General features: G+C 71.0%; 28 protein-coding genes. 22 read left to right on the top strand and 6 right to left on the bottom strand.

What is annotated here, in order from left to right:
• Nucleotides 1-20: 20 nt before the first annotated feature.
• The 7 genes from OG883_RS44130 (at nt 21) to OG883_RS44100 (ending at nt 4,161) form a co-directional block, all read left to right on the top strand.
• Nucleotides 21-545 (top strand): hypothetical protein, encoded by a 525-nt coding sequence (locus OG883_RS44130; protein WP_266554145.1) that lies wholly within the window; start codon nt 21-23, stop codon nt 543-545.
• Nucleotides 546-653: 108 nt separating this feature from the next.
• Nucleotides 654-938, top strand: coding sequence for a transporter (locus tag OG883_RS44125; RefSeq protein ID WP_266554143.1), 285 nt, complete (start codon nt 654-656; stop codon nt 936-938).
• Between the two features lie 213 nt (nt 939-1,151).
• The gene (locus OG883_RS44120) at nt 1,152-1,658 is read left to right on the top strand and encodes a hypothetical protein (protein WP_266554141.1); all 507 of its coding nucleotides are present in this window, start codon (nt 1,152-1,154) and stop codon (nt 1,656-1,658) included.
• 87 nt (nt 1,659-1,745) lie between these two features.
• Nucleotides 1,746-2,363 carry a hypothetical protein gene (locus OG883_RS44115; RefSeq protein ID WP_266554135.1) on the top strand — a complete coding sequence of 206 codons (618 nt, stop codon included), beginning with the start codon at nt 1,746-1,748 and terminating at the stop codon, nt 2,361-2,363.
• A gap of 5 nt (nt 2,364-2,368) precedes the next feature.
• A complete protein-coding gene (locus OG883_RS44110; RefSeq protein WP_266554133.1) occupies nt 2,369-2,683 on the top strand; it encodes a hypothetical protein in 315 nt (104 codons plus the stop codon).
• Between the two features lie 101 nt (nt 2,684-2,784).
• A complete protein-coding gene (locus OG883_RS44105; RefSeq protein ID WP_266554131.1) occupies nt 2,785-3,762 on the top strand; it encodes a hypothetical protein in 978 nt (325 codons plus the stop codon).
• Nucleotides 3,763-3,840: 78 nt separating this feature from the next.
• Nucleotides 3,841-4,161, top strand: a complete 321-nt coding sequence (locus tag OG883_RS44100; protein ID WP_266554129.1) for a hypothetical protein — start codon at nt 3,841-3,843, stop codon at nt 4,159-4,161.
• Nucleotides 4,162-4,293: 132 nt separating this feature from the next.
• Here the strand turns inward: OG883_RS44100 and OG883_RS44095 are convergent, their stop codons facing one another.
• From OG883_RS44095 to OG883_RS44085, 3 genes are all read right to left on the bottom strand, one after another.
• Entirely contained in the window at nt 4,294-4,695 is a 402-nt protein-coding gene (locus tag OG883_RS44095) for a hypothetical protein (protein WP_266554125.1), read from the bottom strand.
• Nucleotides 4,692-5,234, bottom strand: coding sequence for a hypothetical protein (locus OG883_RS44090; RefSeq protein WP_266554120.1), 543 nt, complete (start codon nt 5,232-5,234; stop codon nt 4,692-4,694). The genes OG883_RS44095 and OG883_RS44090 overlap by 4 nt, the downstream gene beginning before the upstream one ends.
• A 387-nt stretch (nt 5,235-5,621) precedes the next feature.
• On the bottom strand, nt 5,622-5,846 hold the full coding sequence (locus tag OG883_RS44085) for a hypothetical protein (RefSeq protein ID WP_266554118.1): 225 nt from the start codon (nt 5,844-5,846) through the stop codon (nt 5,622-5,624).
• Between the two features lie 236 nt (nt 5,847-6,082).
• On the opposite strand from OG883_RS44085, the gene OG883_RS44080 reads away from it, so the two are divergent.
• From OG883_RS44080 to OG883_RS44025, 12 genes are all read left to right on the top strand, one after another.
• Complete coding sequence (locus OG883_RS44080) at nt 6,083-7,102, top strand: DUF932 domain-containing protein (RefSeq protein ID WP_266554116.1); 1,020 nt, start codon at nt 6,083-6,085, stop codon at nt 7,100-7,102.
• A gap of 91 nt (nt 7,103-7,193) precedes the next feature.
• On the top strand, nt 7,194-7,490 hold the full coding sequence (locus tag OG883_RS44075; RefSeq protein WP_266554114.1) for a hypothetical protein: 297 nt from the start codon (nt 7,194-7,196) through the stop codon (nt 7,488-7,490).
• A gap of 26 nt (nt 7,491-7,516) precedes the next feature.
• A complete protein-coding gene (locus tag OG883_RS44070; protein ID WP_266554112.1) occupies nt 7,517-8,194 on the top strand; it encodes a hypothetical protein in 678 nt (225 codons plus the stop codon).
• 103 nt (nt 8,195-8,297) lie between these two features.
• Nucleotides 8,298-8,753 (top strand): hypothetical protein, encoded by a 456-nt coding sequence (locus OG883_RS44065; protein WP_266554110.1) that lies wholly within the window; start codon nt 8,298-8,300, stop codon nt 8,751-8,753.
• A gap of 137 nt (nt 8,754-8,890) precedes the next feature.
• Entirely contained in the window at nt 8,891-9,274 is a 384-nt protein-coding gene (locus tag OG883_RS44060) for a hypothetical protein (RefSeq protein WP_266554108.1), read from the top strand.
• Nucleotides 9,275-9,419: 145 nt separating this feature from the next.
• Nucleotides 9,420-11,474 (top strand): NAD-dependent DNA ligase LigA, encoded by a 2,055-nt coding sequence (gene ligA / locus OG883_RS44055; protein WP_266554106.1) that lies wholly within the window; start codon nt 9,420-9,422, stop codon nt 11,472-11,474.
• Nucleotides 11,475-11,668: 194 nt separating this feature from the next.
• On the top strand, nt 11,669-12,490 hold the full coding sequence (locus tag OG883_RS44050) for a toxin glutamine deamidase domain-containing protein (RefSeq protein ID WP_266554104.1): 822 nt from the start codon (nt 11,669-11,671) through the stop codon (nt 12,488-12,490).
• A gap of 95 nt (nt 12,491-12,585) precedes the next feature.
• A complete protein-coding gene (locus OG883_RS44045; RefSeq protein WP_266554102.1) occupies nt 12,586-12,879 on the top strand; it encodes a hypothetical protein in 294 nt (97 codons plus the stop codon).
• 556 nt (nt 12,880-13,435) lie between these two features.
• Nucleotides 13,436-14,707: an ADP-ribosyltransferase gene (locus OG883_RS44040; protein ID WP_266554100.1), complete on the top strand. Its 1,272-nt coding sequence runs from the start codon at nt 13,436-13,438 to the stop codon at nt 14,705-14,707.
• 185 nt (nt 14,708-14,892) lie between these two features.
• Nucleotides 14,893-16,293 carry a hypothetical protein gene (locus OG883_RS44035; RefSeq protein ID WP_266554098.1) on the top strand — a complete coding sequence of 467 codons (1,401 nt, stop codon included), beginning with the start codon at nt 14,893-14,895 and terminating at the stop codon, nt 16,291-16,293.
• A 104-nt stretch (nt 16,294-16,397) separates the two neighbouring features.
• Complete coding sequence (locus OG883_RS44030; protein ID WP_266554096.1) at nt 16,398-16,715, top strand: hypothetical protein; 318 nt, start codon at nt 16,398-16,400, stop codon at nt 16,713-16,715.
• 57 nt (nt 16,716-16,772) lie between these two features.
• Entirely contained in the window at nt 16,773-17,003 is a 231-nt protein-coding gene (locus tag OG883_RS44025; protein ID WP_266554094.1) for a hypothetical protein, read from the top strand.
• 79 nt (nt 17,004-17,082) lie between these two features.
• Here the strand turns inward: OG883_RS44025 and OG883_RS44020 are convergent, their stop codons facing one another.
• Nucleotides 17,083-17,382 (bottom strand): hypothetical protein, encoded by a 300-nt coding sequence (locus tag OG883_RS44020; protein WP_266554092.1) that lies wholly within the window; start codon nt 17,380-17,382, stop codon nt 17,083-17,085.
• An 87-nt stretch (nt 17,383-17,469) separates the two neighbouring features.
• Here OG883_RS44020 and OG883_RS44015 point away from each other — a divergent pair, with 87 nt between their 5' ends.
• A complete protein-coding gene (locus tag OG883_RS44015; RefSeq protein WP_266554090.1) occupies nt 17,470-18,105 on the top strand; it encodes a hypothetical protein in 636 nt (211 codons plus the stop codon).
• Between the two features lie 300 nt (nt 18,106-18,405).
• On the opposite strand, the gene OG883_RS44010 is transcribed toward OG883_RS44015, so the two are convergent.
• Together OG883_RS44010 and OG883_RS44005 are read right to left on the bottom strand one after the other, a co-directional pair.
• Nucleotides 18,406-18,660, bottom strand: a complete 255-nt coding sequence (locus tag OG883_RS44010) for a hypothetical protein (protein ID WP_266554088.1) — start codon at nt 18,658-18,660, stop codon at nt 18,406-18,408.
• A 138-nt stretch (nt 18,661-18,798) separates the two neighbouring features.
• Complete coding sequence (locus tag OG883_RS44005; protein WP_266554086.1) at nt 18,799-20,640, bottom strand: hypothetical protein; 1,842 nt, start codon at nt 20,638-20,640, stop codon at nt 18,799-18,801.
• Between the two features lie 412 nt (nt 20,641-21,052).
• Here OG883_RS44005 and OG883_RS44000 point away from each other — a divergent pair, with 412 nt between their 5' ends.
• Together OG883_RS44000 and OG883_RS43995 are read left to right on the top strand one after the other, a co-directional pair.
• Complete coding sequence (locus OG883_RS44000; protein WP_266554084.1) at nt 21,053-21,325, top strand: hypothetical protein; 273 nt, start codon at nt 21,053-21,055, stop codon at nt 21,323-21,325.
• 78 nt (nt 21,326-21,403) lie between these two features.
• Nucleotides 21,404-22,261: a hypothetical protein gene (locus tag OG883_RS43995; protein WP_266554082.1), complete on the top strand. Its 858-nt coding sequence runs from the start codon at nt 21,404-21,406 to the stop codon at nt 22,259-22,261.
• Nucleotides 22,262-22,359: the final 98 nt, after the last annotated feature.

Genomic DNA, 22,359 nt, shown 5'->3' with positions numbered 1-22,359 from the left:
CCACCCCCAGGAGGCGCGCCATGACCGCCAGCGAACCGACGGACCCGAAGGACAACCGGCCGCGCCTGCGCCACATCCGCACCGTGTGCCGGGAGCTCATCGAGCGCAGGGCATCGGCCATGGGCCTGACGCACGACGAGTTCATGGACGGGTTCGGCCTGCTGCCGCCCGCCTTCCTGCGTGCGATCACCGTCGGTCTCGGCGGGGGCACACACACGCTGACCGTCCACCTCTCGCACGAGGAGGACACGGCCCTGTTCGCGCTGGCGGTGAAGAAGGACAACAAGGTCCTGGGGGAGGTCCAGGAGATGGGCCTCCTGGCCATCGCCGCACGCGCGGTGGAAGACGGCGGGATCGTCACCGTGCTGACCAGGGACCCGGAGGGCGGCGCCGACACGTTCCGGGCCTGGGAGCTGATCAACGGGCGGGCCGACCCGCTTCCCTGGCAGGAAGCCTTCGAGGAGGCCCGCATCTACGAGCCCAGCAAGGAGCTGAACTACGCGGACGCCTTCGAGCCCGAGCGGCACCTCCGCCAGGTGATGTAGCAACCGTCCGCCCGGGGCCCGACCGGCTCCGGGCATGCGCCGCCATCGGCGAGAACCCGAGTTCGTCACCCGGTACAGCAGTCCACCCACCCGACCCGGAGGTCACCAATGAACCCTGTCTCCGACCGCATCAGGACCCTCGCTGCGCGCCTGCAGGCGCAGGGGCAGCCGCTTCAGTACGAAGAACTTCCCCGCCTTCTGGCCGGCGACCTCGAGCCGTCCACCACGGACCTCGCCTGTATCGCCGATGAAGCGGGCGTCACGATCGAACTTCTCCTCGGCACCCGCCCCCGCCGCCCCGTTCTCGACTACTGCGACCTGTGGCCCCTCTCCATCAGGAACGCCGACGGGCGCGCGTCGATCCGGGACTGGATCACTCCCACGCCCTCGTGACCACCCAACTCCGAGGCCCTGATGGGCGCAGCGGGTCACCGCGCATGCGCGATCGCGCACGGCGTGACCGCACCGGTCGGTACGTCCGACCCGGAGCGCCCGCCCACGTTGACACACACCCCCGCGTGGAGTACATTAGTGAATAGCTGATCGGGCGATGCAAGCGCCCAGAGCAGCACGCCACGAACCCGCACCGACGCAAGGAGCTCCACCATGGGACACGCCAACTACTTCGCGTACACGCCCAAGGCGGAGAACTTCCGGTCCATCTGGCTGCAACTGCGTCTGGACGCCGCGGCGATCCTGGACCTGGTGGAGCAGACCCAGGACATCGCGCTCGCGGGCGGCGCGGGCACCGGAGTACCCCGGATCGACGAGGACGCCATCGTCGTCAACGGGCTGATGGCCGCGGACGAGGACTACGAGACCTTCGCGATCGAGCTGGACCCTGACTTCGAGGACGAGCGGGGCTTCACCTACTCGTTCTGCAAGACGGGGGACACCAGGCCCAAGCCGTACGACATGGCGGTCACCGCCGTCATGCTGCGCGCTCACACGCTCGCCCCCGACTGCTTCGCGATCAACAGCGACGGCGACTGGGACGAGGCATGGCTGCACGCCCGCGCGATCCACCGGATGCTGTTCGGCACGGACCCCGGCATGGAGAGCCCGTTCACCTCGCCGCTCCACGAGATCGGCCCGGTCGCCGCGCGCTACTGACCCCGCGGGCGGGTGCTGCGGACGCCGCAACACCCGCCCACCGCCCCGGCATTCATCCTCCGCACAGAGACAAGAAGGGGTGCGCCCGTGTCCGTGACCTTCACCGCCGAATGGCGACCGGCCAGCCGATTCGCCGCCAGCTGCGGCTGCGAGCAGGCCACCGAGCTCGCCGCGCGACACTCCTCGTACGAGGACGCGCTCGCCGAGGTCCAGGTCCTCGCCGCGGGCTCCGCCCGGGGCCCGCTGCCCGGCTGCGGGATGCCCGACATCTGCCCCGACTACCCGCTGCGGGTGCACGGCGTCGACCCCGACGGCGACATCCCGGAGGTGAACGTCTCGGAGCACAACGCGGTGCGCCTGGCGGACCTGCTCGGCTTTCCCGCAACGGAGCCGTCCGGCACGGACCCGACGCCGGCGCTCTGCGCGGCCGCGCGCGAAGAGGACGTGCTGCCGGGCACCGTCCCGGATCCTGCCGTGCGGCCGTACGCGGCGGGCGATGCGGGCCAGCTCCCGGCCCGGGACTTCCTCGGCCGCGTCCTGGTCGCGCTCGCCCTGACCCCCGAGGACGCAGGCGTCGACGGCTACTGGAGCGGGCGCACCCACATGGGCGGCCGCCGCGCCGGCTACCTCCAGCACCGCCTGGTCGAGCTGCACGATCTCGCCCGGTGGTGCGCCGACCACGGCCGCGACGTGGTCTGGGGCTGACGGCCATGCCGCCCCGCCTGACTCCCCGCCGGCTCGCGGCACTGCGCGACGCCGCCGTCCGGCCCTCGGGCAGCATCCACCCGATGCTCGTCAGCGAGGCCGACACCCACGCGCTGGAGGTGCTCGGCCTCGCCGGATTCCTCGACGCCTGCGGCCACCTCCTTGGCGCACCGGATCCCGGCGGCGAACACCGCGGCCACCCCCACCTGCTGCGGCTGACCTCCGCCGGGCGCGACGCCGCGCACGCGGCCGGCGGACCGCTCCGCGCGCCGAGCGGCGGCCGGCCTCTTCCGCGACTCACGGGCGACCGTCAAACTTGACACCAAACCCCCTCCATGGGAACATTAGAGAATACTGGGAAGATGGAGAGACTCACCAAGTCCCGCCCCTACCTGCCGATACGCCAACCCGGAGCCCCCTCATGAAGAACATCGAAGAGGTCCGGGCAGCCTTCGCGAAGCTGCCCGAGCGCGTCACCGCCGCGCAGATCGCCGACGCCACCGGCCGCAGCCACATCCACAACTGGGTGGCGGATGACAGCTTCCCCGGCGAGATCGACCGCAAGGGCCGCACGATCTACCGCGACCGCGACGCCGTCCTGGACTGGTACGTCGGCCAGCCCTTCGCGCGGGCCGACCGGTCCGGCCCGCGCGACCTGACCACCAAGGTTCTCGCCGCCCAGCCGACGCAGGTGCTGCTGGATTCCCTTGAGCTGGCCGACCTGCTGGGCCTGACGCGGCGGGCGGTGAACAAGTACGCCGAGCGGTACCCGGCTGGCACGGTCGCCGACCCCTTCCCTCCGGCGGACATTGACGGCAAGCGCTCCTGGAGCCAGGTCCGCGCGTGGCTGCTGCGCCGCTCCGACCCGATGCCGACGCCGGACGAGGGCGGCGATCACGTCTGGGCGGAGGTCCGCACGTGGCTGATGCGGCGCCCCACCGACGGCACCGAAGCACGCGACGGCAGGGTCTACCTCGACGAACTGGGCCTCACCCTCGGCCAGCGCGATGTAATCGAGCGCGCCCGGCTCGCGCGTACCTCGGGCGCGAACGTACCGGTCGAGTGGCTGGCCGAGGTCCTCCACCTGGAGGGCCCCGGCCAGGCGGAGTGGCTGGCCGAACTCCTCGGTCTGGAGGACGCCGGGAGCACCGCGCTGCGCCCCCGTGACACCGCTCCCGAGCAGGAGCCGCGCCGGCTGCGGCCCACCCCGCTGGCCCACGAGCTCGGTCTCAACATCGAGACGATCAAGCACTACGCGCGCTCGTACACCCCGGAGAAGTCCAAGGACCCCTTCCCTGCCAAGGACGACAGCAGCGCCCGCGACATCGCTGAGGTTCGGGACTGGCTGGTCCGCAATCGCAAGCTCCGCCCCACCGAGGAGGTGCCGGCCGACGCCTGACCGCCTGCACCGACCCACCGTTCAGCACACCGCTGACTCCGACGCCCCGGGACTTCCGGGCCCTCCAGATGAAGCCAGGTGACCGTCCTGCTCGACATCGAAGCCGACGCTCCGCTCAGCCCCCAGGACACCGCTCACGCCGCGCGGCTCCTCACCCTCGCCGGCTCCCTCGGCATCGACCCGACCGACCTGGACGAAGCCGTGCACGATGCGGCCGCCCGCTACGCCGGCGATGCATCCAACGCCGCCGACGAAGTCGACTCCGACGAGCTGCACGACGAGGCCGGCCGCCAGGCCGCCGACGACGTCAACAACCGCGGCCTGGAGCGGCAGGTGGCCTACCTGGTCGCCCAGTACGGTCACATGGCGGCCGAGCGGATCATCCGCCAGTCCGCCTGACGCCCCGGCCCCACCGAGTCCCTGCCGGCGCCCGTCCGGTCCCGCGGGTCCGGTGCAGCGGAGTCCTGCGGGTGCGTGCGGCTCTGCGGCCTCACCCCTGGTGCCCGGCCTCCGCCCGGAGGCCGGGCACCGTCATTCGGGGTGGGGCTGCGCCTGGTGTCCGGGAGCCATGATGATCTCGGCGTGCTGCGCTCTGAAGGAGAGCGGCAGCCCCGCGGCCTTCCGGGCCCCGCGGTACGTCAGCGCCCACCCCATCTCGCGACGGGTGGTTCCATCGGCCGTCGGCTCGACGCGCCACCACAGCCATCCGAACGGGTTCGAGCGGCCCGAGGCGAACGGCGCTGCCAGGGCGTAGGTCGGCAGCCGGCTCATCTCCGTGAGGGTCTTGGACGTCTCCGGGATCCCGCCGAGCTTGATCAGGTCCTGCCGCGTGTCCCGGCGCGCCAGCTGAGCGGCGGCCCGGCATGCGGCGACAAGGAACCAGGCGACGGCCGCGGCCGCGATGCCGGCGAGGATGGTCCAGCCCTCGCTCATTTCGCGATCCGTATGCCCGGGACCAGCCGCAGCCCGAAAGGCTCCCAGCCGCCGGGCGCCGCGGTGTTCGCGCTGGTGGAGTCGAGGCCGCAGAACTGGGCCAGCACCGGCTGGAACTCCCGGACCGCCGCCGTCGCCTCGCCGTACGCGGCCTTCCCCTCGTCGAACTTCGGCCAGGCGCGTGCGACCTCCGCGGCCACGTACTGGCGGGACATCTCGCTCGTTTCGTCCGTTGCCGCGGGGTCGAGGGCGAACCGCTCGTTGCAGTAGCCGGTCCAGGACGAGCGCAGCGCCAGGAGTTGCCGTGTGGCCATCAGCGCGGGCAGGAGGACCGGGACCAGCGGGGAGTCGGGAGTGATGCCGGCTGCCAGTCTGTGCAGCGCGGTGTGCACGGCGAAGCTGTCGTACACCGCCTCGCCGACCAGGCCGTCGCGGTCGCGTCCCGGCGTGGCGCCAAGGAACGGCGTGCGGGTCGCCACCTCCAAGTGCGTGTGCCAGGCCAGCTCCCGCTCGCCTCGAGGCGTCTTCCGGTCGGACATGCTCTCCCCCTCGCGCGCGCCGTGTGCGCCGGACGCCTGTCTACCCGACCGTCGCTCAGGTCACAACGATCACAGGAACATCAGGCGCCCCACTTCTCGGCGCGCGTTCCGGCAGGTCACGCCGGGGACACCACACTCCGCGCTTCCTCCGGGCTCCCCAGAGCGGCAAGCCCCGTCCCGGAGTTCGGGACGGGGCTTGGGTACGGTGCGCGGCCGCTAAAGTAGGGGTGCGTTCACCTCGTCCCGTCCGCCTCGGCGGCCTGGGCGGCGGTGTTCGTGGTGAGGGGCCGGACGGTCTTGCAAATCCCCTTCTTCACCGGAGGGGAAGACTTCGGTCTGCTGTCCGGCCCCGCTTCTGCTGTCCGCAGGTCCTGCGGACCCTGCCGGCTACTCGGCCGGTCCTCCGTGCCGGTCCGCCCGCTCACGCTGCCAGCGGCGCCAGCCGTCCCAGGCGAGCCACCCCGTGCACGCGGCGACGACCGCGATGGCCGCCCATGTCGCTGCGGTCTGCTGGGCCGAGTTGGCGAGCAACGCGGCCGCGAAGGCCACGACACCGAGCACCACAGCCGCGATCGCCGGGTTCTTAGCCGGCCTTTCCGTACGCCCCACCATGCGAATTCCTCCGAAGACTCTCCTGCGCCACGGGTGAGTGTGCCGCACTGCCCCTCCCGCTGCCCGCCGGTCGACAACTTGTCTGCCGACGGGCCTTTTTGCGTGCCCGCGGGGGTGCGGTGGGCGGCACTCTCACCCGTTGACCCTTTTAACTTGACTCAAGAGTACCCCATGCGTTACATTATAAGAGTCAGGGGGTCGGACGGGACTCCCAGTCGATTGAGGAGCTATTGCCTGTGACTGTGCTTGAGATCCCCACCAACGGAACTGCCCTCCGCGCCCCCGGCCGCAAGGACGCCTGGAGCATCCTGGGCGCCAGCGTGAGCGAGGCGAACACCGCCCGCGAGGCCCTGGAGATGGCCGACCTGCGCGACTGGAACGTCCGCCTCATGGGGAACGTCACCGCCACCGAGGTCACGATCCACGAGGACGGTGTCAGCGCCACCGAGGTGAAGATGCCCGACACCCGCGCCACGGTCCGCACCAACCCGCGCACCAACGCGACCGAGTACCTCAGCGCGGTCGGCCGCAAGTACACCCCGGTCCAGATCGAGGCGTACGAGAACGTGCTGGACCTGGCCCGCCGCGAGAGCGGCGCCGTCTTCCACAAGGCGGGCGCGTACGACAACGGCAAGAAGTTCTTCATCTCGATGAGCCTGCCGGGCACCATGCGCATCGGCGGGGTCGACGAGCACAACATGCACCTGACTCTCTTCGGCAGCCACGACGGCTCCTCGGCGAACTCCCTGCACATCGGCCCGACCCGCCTGGACTGCGGCAACATGCAGCGGATCATCATCGCGGGCGCCAAGCACAAGGTGTCGGTCCCCCACACCAGCTCCGCCCTGGACAAGCTCGTCACGCTGGAGAACGAGCTGGCCGTCCTCTTCGACTGGCAGGACGCCTTCGAGCGCGAGGCCGAGCGGATGCTCAACACCCCGCTGGCCATGGGCCAGTTCGAGAAGCTCGTCACCAGCCGCGACCTGTGGCCGGTCCCGACCAGCCCCACCACCCGCACCCGCAAGAACTACGAGCAGCGCATGACCACCCTGCGCAACCTCTTCGAGAACGCGGCCACCCAGGAGAGCATCCGGGGCACCGCGTGGGCGGGCTGGAACGCGATCGGCGAGTACCTCGACCACTACGCCAAGGCCAACTCCGTCTCGGCGCGCGCCGCGCGGTCGCTGTCCGACATCGGCGCGGTCACCAAGAAGAAGACCGCCGCCCACCGCCAGCTCCTCGCCCTGGCCGCCTGACCGGCCCCTTTGACCGGCCGCCGGGAGCACTCCCCCACCCGCTCCCGGCGGCCCCCTCCCCCCCCCAGCGACTGAAGCGACGGAGATTTCCGTGTCCCCCGACGCCGAGCACGACGCCGCCCTGTACGGGCACGGCGTCAGCGCCCACGAGGACGGCCACTACGTCCACATCGCGGCCGGCCCCTGGTCGACCCGCTACTGGACGGGCAACCCCGACAGCCTCTGGGCCGAGGAGCGCGCCGACTACTGGATCGCATCCGTATGGGGGCGCTGCGGGCGGGGCCTGACCTGGAAGTCCGGCCCGTCGTCCGCCACCACGCCCCGCTCCTGCCCGACCTGCGTGCTGAGCGACGCGGCCATCTCCGCCCGCCACACGCGCATCCGCTGAGCCGACCGAAAAGGGATTCCTCCGCTGTGACCGCCGTCCTCACGCTGATCAACGACTACGCGACCCGCATCGTGGAGTACACGATCGCCCCGTCCGCAGACGGATCGGTGCCGCACCTTCCCACCGAGGTCGCGCCACTGGCCGTCACCGGGTTCCGGCTGACGTACACCAGCCGCCGGGGCTCCGCGTGGAAGCTGGAGATCGTGACGTGCACGGGCAACCACGCCCCCGACGGGCAGTCCGGACACGCCCACCGCGGCCAGCAGCACCACTACCCCGAGAACGCCAGCACCGGCCGCCCCGGATGGCTCAACGACCTCATGAGCACGGCGTCCGATCCGGACGCCCTGCTGCCCGCCCGGTACACGCGCACGCACGACAGCGCGCAGCGCACCATCTACTCCGGGATCAGCGGCACCGCCGAGATCCCGCAGTGGCACCCCCTGAACAGGCCGACGCCGAACCCGCTGCGCCCCGACGCCGTCAAGTTCACCTACGTCGCCGAGGACAACGTGTGGCGGCTGGACGTCGCCATGTTCCAGGGGCCGTGGGTGGCGACCGGGCAGCAGCCCGCCCCGGAGCAGAACCGCGGCGAGAAGCCGTACTACCCCACCTCCCCCGGCGGCTCCCTGCGTGAGGCCCCGGCGTGGGTGCGCGACCTCATCGACCGCCACAGCCTGCCGCCCGCGCTGGCCACCGTGTAGCGGCTCACCGACCGGCCACGGGGCGCCGGTCCCGTCCCCGGCGTCCCGTGGCCGCCCTTCCCGCCAACTGCCCTCCCCCTTCTTCCCGTTAGGAACTGCACCTGTGGCAACCGCGAATGGAATTCTCAACGGCCTCAAGGTCATGGCCTTCGAGTTCGCCGAGACCCCCCGCAGCACTCCGGAGAACCGCCGCTACTTCAAGGAGGTCCTGAAGGTCCTCCTGGAGGACGACACCGTCGTCTACAACTGCGTCTGGCAGGGGTGCGAGTTCACCCGGCCGTCCGCGAGCGGGGTGTGGCCGCACACGAAGGTCCACAAGAACCAGGCGGTCAAGGCGCCGAAGACCACTCCGGACCCGTCGGCGATCGACGTGAGCGGGCTGACGCTCGCCGAGCTCATCGAGCGCGCGCAGAAGGCCACCTGGTACAGCACCGAACTGGACGCCGCCCTGAAGAAGCTGACCAAGGCCACCCGCGAACTGGATGAGTGGAAGCCGCGCGCGAAGACGGCCGAGCAGCAGCTCAAGGTCATCCGCAACGCCTTCGCCGCAGCGGCGTAGCACACCCGCGCCGTGCGGGGCGGGCCGCTCGCCGGCCTCGTCCCGCACCGGCCACGGGCCAGGGCGGGGAGGACGGCGTTCGCGACCTCCCCGCCTGCTGTCCACCCGCTTCCCAACTCCCTGGAAGGACGCCTCTGATGCGCCTTGCTGACCTGCCCGCGGGTGTGTTCGTCATGACCGGCTCCGTCGTCACCGGCGTCGAGGCCCGCGAACTGCGCGAGGGCGATCTCCTCACCGTGAACGGCACCGCGGTCACCGTGACCGGCACCGACCACCACGACCCTCCGGGGATGTCCCGCATCCCCGTCAGCTACCGCCCGTACGACAACGACACCGTCCGCGTCGAACGGTGGAGCGTTCCGAGCGACACCCGCTTCACCCCGCTCCAGCTGCTGCGCGCCGACCGCGTGGAGTGCGGACTGTGCGAGCCCGGCACCAACGGCCACGACGTCCTGCTCGACCGCGTCACCGAGGGCTGGGTCCAGTCGTGGGTGTGCGACCAGCACCTCGAACTTCCGTAACCCCCGGCCGCGCCTCAACCGCTCGTGCCCCGCACGAGCAGGGCGCTGCACCACAGGCGACCACTCCGATCCCCGAGTCCGTCGCCCCGGGACGGCCCCGACTGCGGGCCGCCTTGCCCCCATCCCCTTCCGAGAGGAAACCTGCATGACCACTGCACTCGCTGCTCCCCTGGCCGACCTCACGGCGTACAACACCGCGGTGGACACCGCCCTCGCCGCCTGCCGGGCGTACTACGGGCCGGGGGACACCACCCTGTCCGACGCCGCGTATGACCAGCTGGCCCGCCAGATCCGCGAGTACGAGCGCGCCCGCCCCGAGCACCTGCGCTACGACTCCCCCACCGGCAAGGTCGGCGGCGGCGCGGCCCCGGTGGGCGACGTCGCCCACACCGTGCCCATGCTGTCGCTCGGCAACGTGTACTCGCCCGACGAGCTGGTGAAGTGGCAGGCGTCGCTGTCGCGCCGCCTGGGCGGACCGGTGCGCGGCGGGTACGCGGTCGAGCCGAAGCTCGACGGTCTGGCCGTGGCCGCCCGCTACCGCGACGGCCGCCTGGACCAGCTCATCAAGCGCGGCGACCATGCGACGGGCGAGGACGTCTCGCACGCGATCGGCGTCATCGACGGTCTGCCCGCGACGCTGTCCGTGCCGCTGACTATCGAGATCCGCGGCGAAGTCCTGCTGACCCGCGCCCAGTTCCAGGCGGCCAACGAGACCCGCCGCGCGCACAAGGCCAAGCCGTTCAAGAACCCGCGCGCGGGAGCGGCTGGCACGCTGGCGGCCAAGAACCGCCCGTACCGCATCGAGCTCTCGTTCTTCGCGTACGGGGCCGTCGAGCTGGACGCCGTGCCGTTCGCCCCGGCCGTGTCCACGCACGAGGAGCTGCTCGCGCAGGTCTCCGAGGCGGGGGTGCAGACCACCGCCGACTCCGCGGCCGGACTGCGGGTGTACGCCACGCTGGCCGAGGCGCAGCAGCGGGTCGACGAGATCGCCGCGATGCGGCCGGACCTGCCGTTCGGGATCGACGGCGTGGTCGTCAAGGCGAACGCGGTCGCCGAGCAGGAGGAGGCCGGGAACGCGAGTGATCACCCGCACTGGGCCACCGCCTTCAAGCTGCCGCCTGAGACGGCGGAAACCCGGCTCATCGACATCGAGTGGAACGTCGGCAAGACCCGCATCATCGCGCCCCGCGCGGTGCTGGAGCCGGTCGAGCTGGAGGGCAGCACGGTGGAGTTCGCGACGCTGAACAACCCGCGGTTCATCCGCGAGCTGGGCCTGAAGGTCGGGGACACCGTAGTCATCGCCAAGGCCGGGGATGTGATCCCGCAGGTCCTGGGCGTGGCGGCGGACAAGCGCACCGGCAGCGAGCGGCCCGTCGAGTTCCCCTCGTCCTGTCCGCAGTGCGGCGGCGACGTCGACACCTCCGGTGAGCGGTGGGAGTGCGCCGAGGGCATCAACGGCACCTGCGGTGCGCTCGCCGGCCTCATCTACGCGGTCGGCCGCGAGCAGCTGCACATCGAGGGGCTCGGCGACACCTACATCGAGGCCCTGGTCGACATGGGCGTCCTCGGCGACGTCGCGGACTACTTCGCCCTGACCGAGGAGCAGCTGGCCGAGGCCACGGGGTCCGCGAAGCGGGCGAAGACGGTGCTCGGCGAGATCGCCAAGGCCAAGGAGCAGCCGCTGGACCGGGTGCTGTGCAGCCTCGGAATCGTGCGGACCGGCCGGTCCGTGTCCAAGGCTCTCGCCCGCCAGTTCGGCACCATGGACGAGGTCCTGGCCGCCGACGCCGAGGCTCTGGCCCAGGTGACCGTGAGGGTGAACAAGGTCGGCTCCGCCAACGCGGCGAAGATCGTCGCCCACCTTCAGGTGCTGCGCCCCGTCATCGCCAAGTTGAAGGCCTCGGGCGTGAACATGGAGCAGCCGGACGCCCCCGCGAAGAACACCTCCGGCCCGCTCGCCGGGGACTCCGTCGTGGTCACCGGTGGCATGACCGGTCCGCTCGCCGGACGCAACCGGACCGCGATGAACGAGCTGATCGAGGCCGCGGGCGGCGAGCCCGCGGGCAGCGTCAGCAAGAAGACGACTCTGCTGGTCGCGGGCGAGAACGCCGGGTCCAAGCTCGCCAAGGCCCAGCAGCTCGGCATCAAGATCCTGGACGAGGAGACGTTCGCGGCGCTGGTCGCCGACCACCTCTCCTGACCCTTCCCTTCCCCCCAGTGAGGCGGGGCAGCCGTACGCGGCTGCCCCGCCTCACCGCGTCTCGCCGTCACGTGGGTGGGCACTGAGCGCCGCGGCCGGCGCTCCCCTGAACGGGCGGCCTCTGTCCACAGGCCTGCCATTTCACCCTGCTTCGTGAACGGCCAGGTAACTGGCCCCGGAGCAGGGGAGTAGACGTGTGCAGATCACTCGCCCAGGGCGGCCGGCGCTGCCGGGGGAGCAGTCTGGCGGTGCGGCGCGCCCGGTACGCCACGGTCACCTCCGCAGCGGCGAAGGGATACCGGCAGGCCCTCGACGACGGCGAGGTCGACTACGGCGGCGGCGCCTGGGAGGCGCACGAACGCGCCCAGTCCAGCGCGGACCGTGCCCGCGCCGCCGCCGAGGCCGGTGACCACGAAGCCGCAGAGCGCGCCGCGCTTGACGCCAAGAACCAGATGAACCACGCGGCACACCTGGCCCGGATCCACACGCAGGGGCGTGTGGCCCGAGCCGCCGAGGCACGGCGTACGACCAAGCAGGTGGACAAGGCGCTGGCCGGTGCCAACCCGAAGTACCAGGCAGGGGTGCGGGCCTACTCGCACAACTGCACCCACGTGTCGCAGGCTTACGAGCTGCGCCGACGCGGACTGGACGTCCAGGCGGCGCCGGACACGACGGGTGGCCGATCGTTCGTCGAGTACAGCGAACCCTGGGGCGGCTGGCAGAAGTTCACGCACTGCGACAAATCGGCGTCGGATGTCGGCCGCTCGCAGGTGGAGCGGGCCTTCGCCGAACCCGGCTCGCGCGGCATCGTCAGGGTCCGATGGAAGAACGGAGGCGGCCACGCCTTCAACGTCGAGAACGTCGACGGCAAGATCCGGTTCATCGACGCGCAGCCGACACCTCCGGTGACCGATGCCTCGCACTACTTCTCCCTCGCCACGGAGTCCGGGTACTTGCGGCTCGATGACAAACCCACCCCTTCCAAGAAGACCCTTGCGCCCTTCATCGCGGACTGAGCGGTCGGCACAGCCGGGACGAGTAGTGAAAACTTGACACGACTCCCCTCTGTGAGTACATTAGTGATATAGACTCTGAAGGATTGGACACACTCATGACCATCACGTACGAGCAGGCACGTGACCGCGTGCGCGCAGAACTTGAGCCCACCTGGAAGCTCGGGACGTTCTCCATCGACGACCGCACGATCGTGGAGAACGAGACGATGTACGTCTTCGAGGTCGGTGCACGCGAGTTCCTGAAGGACAACGATCCCGCCTTCGAAATCGTGGGCGGCGTGACCGTGGTCTACAAGGAGGACGGCCGCGTCGACAGCCTCCCCTCCGTGCAGGTGGCGCTCGACCCGTCCATCCGGCGGCGTTCCAACCCCGAGCCGACCCTCAGCTGACCGCAGGAGGAAAGGCCCAGGCCGGCTCACAGGCTCGAACACCGTGAACGGGCGACCGAGTCGCCCCAAGACGCGCTCCCCCGCAACCCCCGGTGTCCCTCCTTCCCAGGAGCGCCCGGAGCCTCGGCAAAGCACGCGGCGCCCGCGGCCAGTGTCAGCACCAAGACCACGCTGCCGGTCGCGGGCGAGAGCGCCGGGTCCGAACTCGCCCCGGCCCAGCAGCCGGCCATCACGATCCTGACCGAGGAGTCCGCGACACGGATCGCCGACCACCTCGCGTAGATCCTCCATCGACCCGGTGAGGCGGGGCAGCCGTACGCGGCCGCCCCGCCTCACCGCGTTTCGCCGACCCTGCCGCACCCCCCGGGCACGCCGTGCCCGGGGGGTGCGCTGCGCCTGCCCGTCTGCTCGTTCGCCGGCCTCTGTCCACAGGCCCGCCTCCGCAAGATCACCCAACCGCCCGGACGGGTGGTCGCGCGGCAAGCGGCAGATGGGAGCGGGCGTGTGCAGGTCCATAGCGAAAGGAGGCCGGCGGTGTACGTCGTCGCAGCCGGCCATGCGCTCGGCTCGGCGCGCCGCCTCCCTCCAGCTGGGCAAGACCGTCGCCGAGACCGGGGACGCGGACGCGCAGGCGGCGTACGCGAACGCGCAGGCCTGGACGGCGCGCACCAAGGAAGCCCTCGACGCCGGTGACGACGACCGGGCGCGGATGTACGCGGACAACGCGAAGAAGTGCGCGGCCGCGGCCCGCGCGTACGCCCGCGGCAAGCAGCCCAAGGAGCCCTACCCGGACGCCGGCGATGCGGAGGCCCTGACTGCGGCGCCGCCCCCGCCGCCGCCCGAGCAGACCCGCGCGGCGCGAGCGCTGGCCGGCGCGGCGGGCATCGGCGGGCGCGCCCGGGTCCTGCCGCCGCGGGCCGACGGCGGGCAGACGACCGCCTGGAACGACCAGGGCTTCGGCGGCGCCGCCACGGTCTACCCGAGCGAGGGCGACGAACCCCCGCACGCGCGGGTCGTGTTCAGCCAGCTCGACCGCGACCGCTACCAGGCGCTGGCCGACTCGCCGTGGCCCTACCGGGTCGAGAACGGCCAGGTCATCTACGACCGCGTCCCGGTCGACCACGCCGAGCAGATCATCCACGCGGCCGCCTCCCGCCGCGCTGCCAAGCCGTGGGAGCGGCACGGGCTCAGCGACGCCGCCCACCGCGACAAGCTCGACGCCGCCGAGGCCGGAAAGCTCTGGCCCGAGTCGCAGCGGTGGGTCGACGGCCTCAACAACAGCCAGCGCAGGTGGATCAAGAAGTACACCGGCCACGACTACCAGGCGATCAACGAGCACCTCTACAAGCACCGGAGCCTGGACGAACCGGCAGCGCACCTCAAGGTGAAGATGCGCACGGTCACCAAGCACATGGACTCGGCGATCGCGGCGGCCGGCGTCTCCGAGACCGCGCACCGCGGGTACCGGGGCTTCACCCCGCCCCCGGAAGTCCTGGCCGGCAACCGGGTCTCCTCGTGGGTGCGCGAGAAGTTCGTGGTCGGCGCCCAGTACCGGGACGACTCCTACATGTCGGTCTCGCACGATCCGGCGGTGGCCGCCAGGTTCTCCAACAGCTGGGGAGCGGACCACGGGGTGGTCTTCGAGACGGTCAGCCGCCGCGGCGCAGCCGTGGCATCGGTCTCCAAGTACGGCAACCACGAGCGCGAGCGCCTGATGCCGCGCGGCATGGAGTGGACGGTCGTCGGCATCCAGGAAGGCGTCACCATCGGCAAGCGCAAGTACATGGTGGTCCAGCTCTGCGACACCCAGGACAGCCACCGCTACTGACCCCCCGCCTCTGCCCCGCTGGGCCGGACCCGAGACCGGGTCCGGCCCAGCGCCGTGTGCGCATGCGCCCACCCGCCCGTGCCGCCAATCGCCGGACTCTGTCCACAGGCCACCCCTTCCAAGATCACGTGGCTGCCCGCCGGGGCAGCCCCGCGGATCGCGGGCGAGGAAGGGAGGGCACTGCGGTGTGCAGGTCGCAATCGAAGGGCGGGCGCAGGTGCGGCTCGTCCCACCCGGCCGTTCGGGCCGCGCGCCGCGCTGCCTCGACCGCGCTGCGCAAGGACGTCGCCGTGGCCGGCGCCGGGCACCCCGCGCACGGCGCGTACGCCACGGCCCAGATGTGGGAGGCCAAGACCCGTCAGGCCGCCGAGAACGGTGACGACGAGCAGGCCAAGTTGTACGCGGACAACGCGAAGTTGTCCGCGGCCGCGACCCGCACCATGCTGAAAGACCGCAAGCAGGCGCCCCGCTACCCCAATGCCGCCGACCCCCGCGTCGCGTGGGCGATGCCCGCGCGAACGCCCGAGCCGGCCGAGGACGAGTGGGGCGCGGCGCAGCTGCCGGAGTACCCCGAGCACGTCCGTGCCGCCGACGCGTTCGCGCGGGCCAGCGGGGCGGGCGGGTCTGCCACGTTCGTGCCGCGTGCCGACGGCGGGCAGACGGTGGCCTGGCGCGGGGACGACTTCGCCGGCTCAGCGACCGTGTATCCGGCGGACGGAGATGAACCGCCGCACGCCCGGGTCGTGTTCAACCGGCTCGACCAGGGCCGCTACCAGGCGCTGGCCAACTCGCCCTGGCCCTACCGGGTGGAGAACGGCCAGGTCATCTACGACCGCGTGCCCGCCGATCATGCCGAGCAGATCATCGCCGCGGCGCGCAGCCGGCAGGCGGCCCGCCCGTGGGAGCGGCACGGGCTGGGCCGCGACCCACACCGGGATCAGCTGGAGGAGAACCGGGCCGGGGTGCTGGTGCCCGAGTCGAATGCGTGGGCCTCCAGCCTCAGCTCCGAGCAGCACCACTGGGTCAGCACCTACACCGGCTCGAAGTACCGGCAGATCAACGCCCACCTCTACAACGGGCGCGACCTCGACCAGCCGGCGGAGAAGATGGACGTCCCGATGCGGGTGGTCACCGGGAACATCAACTCGGCGATCCGCTCGGCGGGCGCGGCCGAGGTGCCGCACCGGACCTTCCGCGGGTTCACTCCCCCGCTGGAGGTCCGCAAGGGCAACCGGGTCGCGCAATGGGCCCGGGAGAACTTCCCGGCCGGCAGCCGCTACCACAGCCCGTCGTTCCTCTCCTCGTCCCACTGCTCCAACGTGGCGGCCGACGAGTACTTCGCGCGGACTGACTGGGAGGACAACGGCCAGTCCGGCAAGGCCGACCATGCCGTCGTTTTCGAGATGGTCTCCCGCCGCGGGGCCGCTGTGGCGCACGTGTCGCAGTACGGGAATCTGGAGCGGGAGCGGCTCCACGAGAGCGGCTCGAACTGGGTGTCCGTGGGCGTCCAGGAGAACGTGACGATCAAGGGACGGAAGTGCGTTGTGGTGCAGCTCGTCGATATGAACGAGGTCCCCCGACACTGACAGGGCTACTTTTTCATATCGCTTGACAAAGTTTAACAATGTGAGTAGGATGATTTTCAGGGTGAGGAGCAACCGAATCTCCCCACCGGACCTTGGAGGACGACATGACAGACCAGCAGCAGCCCACTCCCCGCGACTCGCGGCTGGCGGACCAGCCCGCGATGCGCCCCGTCGGCCCGCTCCCGAAGGTCGGCCCTCGCCCCACCTTCGACGACCTGATGACACAGACCGACGAGCGGGACTACCAGCCGCTCGCCGCGCACCTGGACGACGCCGCGCGCACCGCGCTCGAACTGCCGGCGGCGCCGCAGGCGGTGACCGTGGACCGCGAGCTCGCCGGCCGCATCCGCGACTACTACTTCGACCGCCCCGACCAGATCGCCCAGCTGCCCGACGCGATCCGCGACCTGATCAACCTCTGAGCGGCCGGCCGCACCGGCCGACCTCGAGCGCCGGCACATCCGGAAGGAACCCGCGTCATGCGGCACATGAAGCCGAACTTCGACTACCACACGACCAACCGGGACAAGGCCCAGGCGTACGCCGCCCAGGCATCGTGGGAGAACATCAGCTCCCGGCGGCGCGCCGAGTACATCGCACTGGCGCGCCTGTACCTGGACCTGTCGATCCAGGACGCCGCCGGCAATACCGCCCCGACCGAAGATGCCGCTAAGGCAAAGAAGGCGGAGCGCGACCCCGCCCGTTCATGACCCCTGCGCCGCCCGGCCCACCGCGGCTCCCGCGTTCCGCGTGGGCTATTGCCTGCGCGCACCAGGAAGCATCTACTGGTCAGATGGGATCGGTGAACGAGATCGGCTTGCCGGTGGCGTGCGCATATGCGATCTCCCTGCTCGTGGACTCGCCGATATACCCGCCGGGGTTGACGACCAGAACCCGGTCGGCCAGGTCGATCTTGCGCAGGTGGAGGGCGTCCAGCGCGGTCTTCTGCTCGTCGGTGATCAACTCGTCTGCTTCGCCTGGCGCGACGACAATGACACCTGCGAAGGTCAGATCACGGTTCACCGCTCGCATCTCGTCCACGAACCGGGTAGAGCCGCAGATGCAGACAATTTCAGGTCGGTCGGGCACGGCTCAGTCCTTCGGTCGAACGGGAAGCCGTCAGTGGGCACGTTGGCATCACAAGCAGGCGCACGAGCCAGCAGTTTACGTAGCGAGATGGACACCACGCAGCTGCACCGGCGCAGGTGGGAGGCCTGCCCCGTACCGGGAATGGCGCTGCTCAACGACGAAGTCTGGGTGCACCCGGCCCACCAGCCTTCTTTAGCAACACGGCCTAACAGCATCACCGGCGGCGTGCAGACCGGGACGGTCATCATGGCGGGCACGATCGGCGGTCTGAACCTCGACGCCAACGACGGCATCACCACCCTGACCGGCAGTCCTGACGGTGAACTCGACGCCATGGCAGCAGAGTTCACTGTTGAGTTCGACCGTCCCGGCCCGCGTCTGGCTGTCCTGACCAGCGGAGAGACCGCAGCGGTCCACACACTGATCACGCTCGTCGAAGGAACGGCCACCCAGCTGGCTCCGCTCGCCGCAGCGCTCACCGCCCGCCTCACCGAGCGCGCCGCCGAGTACGGCCCCGCCCTGCGTGGCCTCACCGTGGCAACCGCGGAGTTCAACGTCGAGCTCGACCGTCCGGGCCCGCGCCTGGCCGTACTGACCAAGGGCGAGTCCCGCCTCGCCTACGCCCTGCTCGCCGCCGTGGCCGGAATCCGGCCCGACCTGGACCCCGTCGCGGAAACCGTCGCCTCCCGCCTCATCGCCCGGGTGCGCGAGTACGACGCATAACCGCCGCACGGCTCCGGGACGACGAAGCGACGCCCAGCCCGGATCGTGGGCGTGGTCCACGTCCCTCTTCTCCCCGCGCCTGAGCACGGAGGTCTGCCTGCGCGCGGCGTGCCCTTCCCGCTCCGGCGCTGGACACCTCGCCCGCCGGAGTCGACCACCGAAGAACATGACACTGGCCCCCCGTCCTCGATCACGCGCCGCCACCGCACCCTGCGGAGGCGAAGGCAGGGAACTGGACGGGGGCCGCCAACATCTCTCCGGGCACACCCCGGCAGTTGCTCCTGACCTGACTGGAAAAGGTCAGCCGCCGGCCACCCAGCGGGCCATTCCCTCGTAGGCGTCCAGCACTTTCCCGTCGAACGGGCCGATGTGTTCGCGCAGGGTGTCACCGAGTTGCTGGTACTGGCGCGCAGCACCGCGGGGGTCGCCTCGTTGGCCGGTCAGCTCCGCGAGCTTTGTCCAGGCCTCGATGACCTCCGGATGTGCCGGCCCGTACTCCTGCTGCAGGCCGTCAAGGTGCTCTTGGAGCACGGCTATGGGGTTCTCAACGGTCATGAAGGTGGCGTCCGTTCGGGCCGAGGTCGGAAGAGTCAGGCTGCGGGAGTCGATGCCCGGCGGCCGGCTTGTCGTCGGGGTAGCGGGTGGCGGCGTGGCCGGATCGGGCGGCGCGCTCCCGCGGCCGGGCCGGAGGGGTCACACGGTGGCCCCCTTGCGCGCGGCAAGGCAGTCGGCGGCGGCCAGGGCGAGGTGGTTGGCGGCGGCCGCGGCCTCGTCCGACATGCTGGTCACACCGGCGATGATGAAGGGCAGCTCGCGCAGTTCGTCCAGCTCGGGCCAGGTGACGATGTCCGGGATCCCGTGGGCGCGCAGGCCTTCGCGGACCTCGGCGAGTTGGTGCTGGTCGACGTCCTCGGGGACGCGGGGCAGGAGGAGCGTCGGCCCGGTCTCGACGAGGCTGTCGAACTGCCGCAGGAGCCAGGCCGTGACGGGTGCCGGATCGGCCAGGTGCCGAACCGACTTGATGTCGTGCTCGCCGAGGTAGGCGCTGAGGTCGTTTGCATCCTCGTCGGGCTGGAGTCCGCGGGCGTTGCGGGCGCGGTTGCGGTCCGCCCACACCGCGGCGACTGCGCTCCAGGTGGTCGGGTGGCGGCGGCGCCCCTCACGGTCGAGGAAGTTGATGAAGTCTCGGCGCCAGGCGCGGAGATGGGCGGTTGCCGACTCGTCGGGCAGGCGGGGCCAGTCGTCCGAGGCGTGCGGGGCGTTCTCGAACTCGGCCCACCACCTGTCGGCGTAGTTGCTGCGGTCTTCCGCGAAGTAGACGTCGGGGTGCTCGGCGTCGTAGAAGTCCTCGGTCTCGGTGCGGGCCTCTACGTAGGCGGCGAACCTCGTGTCCAGGAACTGCAGGAGCTGTGCGGTGTCCTCGGTGTGTCCCCAGACCGCTGGCTGGTACGGGGCCAGGGCGATGACGGCGTCGGCGTGCTCGACGAGGTGGCGCATCTGGAAGACGGCGCCGGCGTCCAGGACCACCGTGTCGTGGGTGCGGGAGGCCTGGCTGAGCAGGTCGCGGGCGCGCGCGGCGTCGGGTGGCAGCGTCATGGCACGCAGGGCACCGCAGCCGGGCAGGTCGTCCGCGAGGTCGGTGAACACTCCGGCGGGCGGAAGATCGTCGCGCAGGAGGTAGGCAAGTCCGTTGGGGTCTTCGGCGCCGGTGCCGAGGAAGGCCACCCTGGTGCCGGTGTGGGCGAGAGCGGCGGCCAGGGCGAGGGCCGCGGTGGTGCAGCCCAGGCCCGCCTGCCCGCGGGAGGTGGTCACCGCGATGACGCCGCGGGCGGGGCCGCCGGCCGGGCCGACCGGGCGGGCCTCGATCCGCTGGGGCTTGGGTCCGTCCAGTTCCTGGCGGGTGGGCAGGCGCTCCGCCCAGTCGCGGGATCCGGTCGGCTGCAAGGCGATACGGCGCAGGGCCCTGCTCCAGACGGCGCGTTCCTCGGGTGGCATGCCCTCGACCAGATACCTCCAGGCCTCGTGTTCGTCGGCCTGTGCGGTACGGGCGGTCCACAGCGGTTCGAGGCCGGTGTCCTTGGCCCACTGCTCGGCGGCCGCCAGGTCTCGGCGCCGGGCGCGGACGGTCAGGTGGGCGCGGTTGCCGGGGCGGGCGAGGAGCAGGGTGTCGGTGCGGCCGGCTGGCGGTCGCACGCGCAGGCCGGCGACACCCCCGATGCCTGCTGAGGTGCGTGTCGGCAGGATCCGTGCGAGGAGTTGTGGGAGGTGGTCCGGGTCGGGCCACAGGACGAGTTGGTCGACGTCCGGGGAAACGCCGCGCAGGCCGAAGCGCGAGGCCGTTTCGGCCGGTTCGGGCAGGCGGGGGCGGGCGAGGCTGAGCATCACGACGGCTTCGAGGAGCTGCTGCTGAGGGTCGGTGGCGTCGGGTACGAGGCCGAAGTACAGGCCCCGGGCCTGGTAGAAGGCTTGGGCCGCCTGGCGTGGCTCGCCGGTGTACTGCTGGCGCAGCAGGATGGTGTTGCTGTCCCTGGACATGGGGCTTCCGTTCCGCGGCACGACTCCCCGGACCGGCGTACCGGCAGATGCAGTGAAGGCTGTGCAACTGACGTGACGACTCGTCTCTTCCCGCCGCTGGTGCACCTGTGGGTCCGGGCCACCTGGTGCGGACGGAGGCAGCAGTCCCTGCCCGGGGGACACCATAGCGCTCGCCTCGGAGCGGTCGTGCTGTTTCGGCCGACCGGCGCCCGCCGCACCCCATGGGGCCGATGCGTTCGGCCGTGCCGCACCTACCGGGTCTGGGCCGGTGCGCGAGGCCGCGACACGGCCGCGTGGCGGCTCCACCGGGCCGCTCCACACCACCACCCACGGTCTTTTTTCGTAATGCTTGACGATGTTTAGCAATGTGTGAGATCATATTTCTTGACGGCGTTAAGCGTTAGGGGAGAACATGGCCACCAAGAAGGACCTGAACCAGATGAAGAAGAAGGCGGAGAAGCAGGGATTCCGGTTCATAGAAACCAAGAACAGTCACTACCGGGTGTTCCTCGTCGTCTCCGAGGCCACCGCCACGCAGGAGGAGGTGCTGACGTTCGTCACCACGATGCCCAGCACCCCAAGTGAGTACCGCGGCCTGAAGAACGCGAAGGCGGACCTCAAGCGCTTCGGCTTCGTCTACGAGACCGAGCGCAAGGGCAAGCCCAAGCCCCAGCGCACTCACTGATCGGCCGGGGGCGCCGGGGACATCCCCGGCGCCCGGCCGACCGCGCCGTCACCGCCCTGCCCCCGAGATGAGGAAGCCATGACCCAGAACACCTACAACGTGCGCGTCGAGTACGACGTGAGCGAGACCCCGCCCGACACGATCATCAGCGACCTCCACGAGAACCTGTCCCGCTACGACGCGTCCATCGGCTCCTCCCCCGCCGGCGGCCTGACCGTGCGCCTGTTCCTCGAGGCGGACAGCCCCGTCGACGCCGGCACCCGCGGCGTCGAGTACGTCCAGGGCGCCCTGCTGAAGCACGAGATCTGGCTGCACCAGATGACCGGGTTCGAAGTGCTCACGGAAGAGGAGTTCGACCGCCGGCTCGCCGAACCGCTCGTGCCCGAGCTGGCCGGCCTGTCGGAGGTCGCCCAGATCACCGGAACTACCAAGAGCCGGGCCAGCCAGCTGCGCAGCAAGCTGGAGCCCTACTTCGTCCAGGAGCTGGCCTCCGGTCCCGTCTACCTCGCGGCCGGCGTGCGCACGTTCGCCGAGAAGGAGTACAACCGCACGCCCGGGGTGCGCCGCACCGAGATCCCCCTCACCCCGCTCGAGCGCGCCCTGCTGGAAACCCTCGCCGCGGCCGCGTCCGGCACCGAGGTGCCCTCCCCCGGTGCCGGCCACCAGGTCGCCGCCGGCGCGATCGAGGGGGTCGTGGGCAACGGGCACCAGCTTCAGCTGCACGCCCAGCCGGCCGACTCCGACGTCTCCGTCGCGCTCGACAACCTCATCGACCACGGCCTGGTCCGCATCCGCAAGATCTACAAGAAGGAGACCAAGGAGATGGACGCCGGCCACGAGGAGGACCTCGTCGTCAGCCTCACCGGCAAGGGAGAGCGCCACTCCGGCATCGACACCCCGTCCGCCGGCGCCGCCGGCCAGGAGGAGATCCACTGACCGCGGCCGGCGCACCGGCTCCGACCTGCCTCTGGGCACAGCTGAAGGCCCAGGCGGCCGGCCTGCCCATCCCGTCCTCTCCGGAAGACCCCGCAGAT

The organism is Streptomyces sp. NBC_01142 (genome assembly GCF_026341125.1).
Lineage (GTDB): Bacteria > Actinomycetota > Actinomycetes > Streptomycetales > Streptomycetaceae > Streptomyces.
The sequence above is the reverse complement of the archived record's forward strand: the minus strand, read 5'-3'. Positions and strand labels throughout refer to the sequence as shown.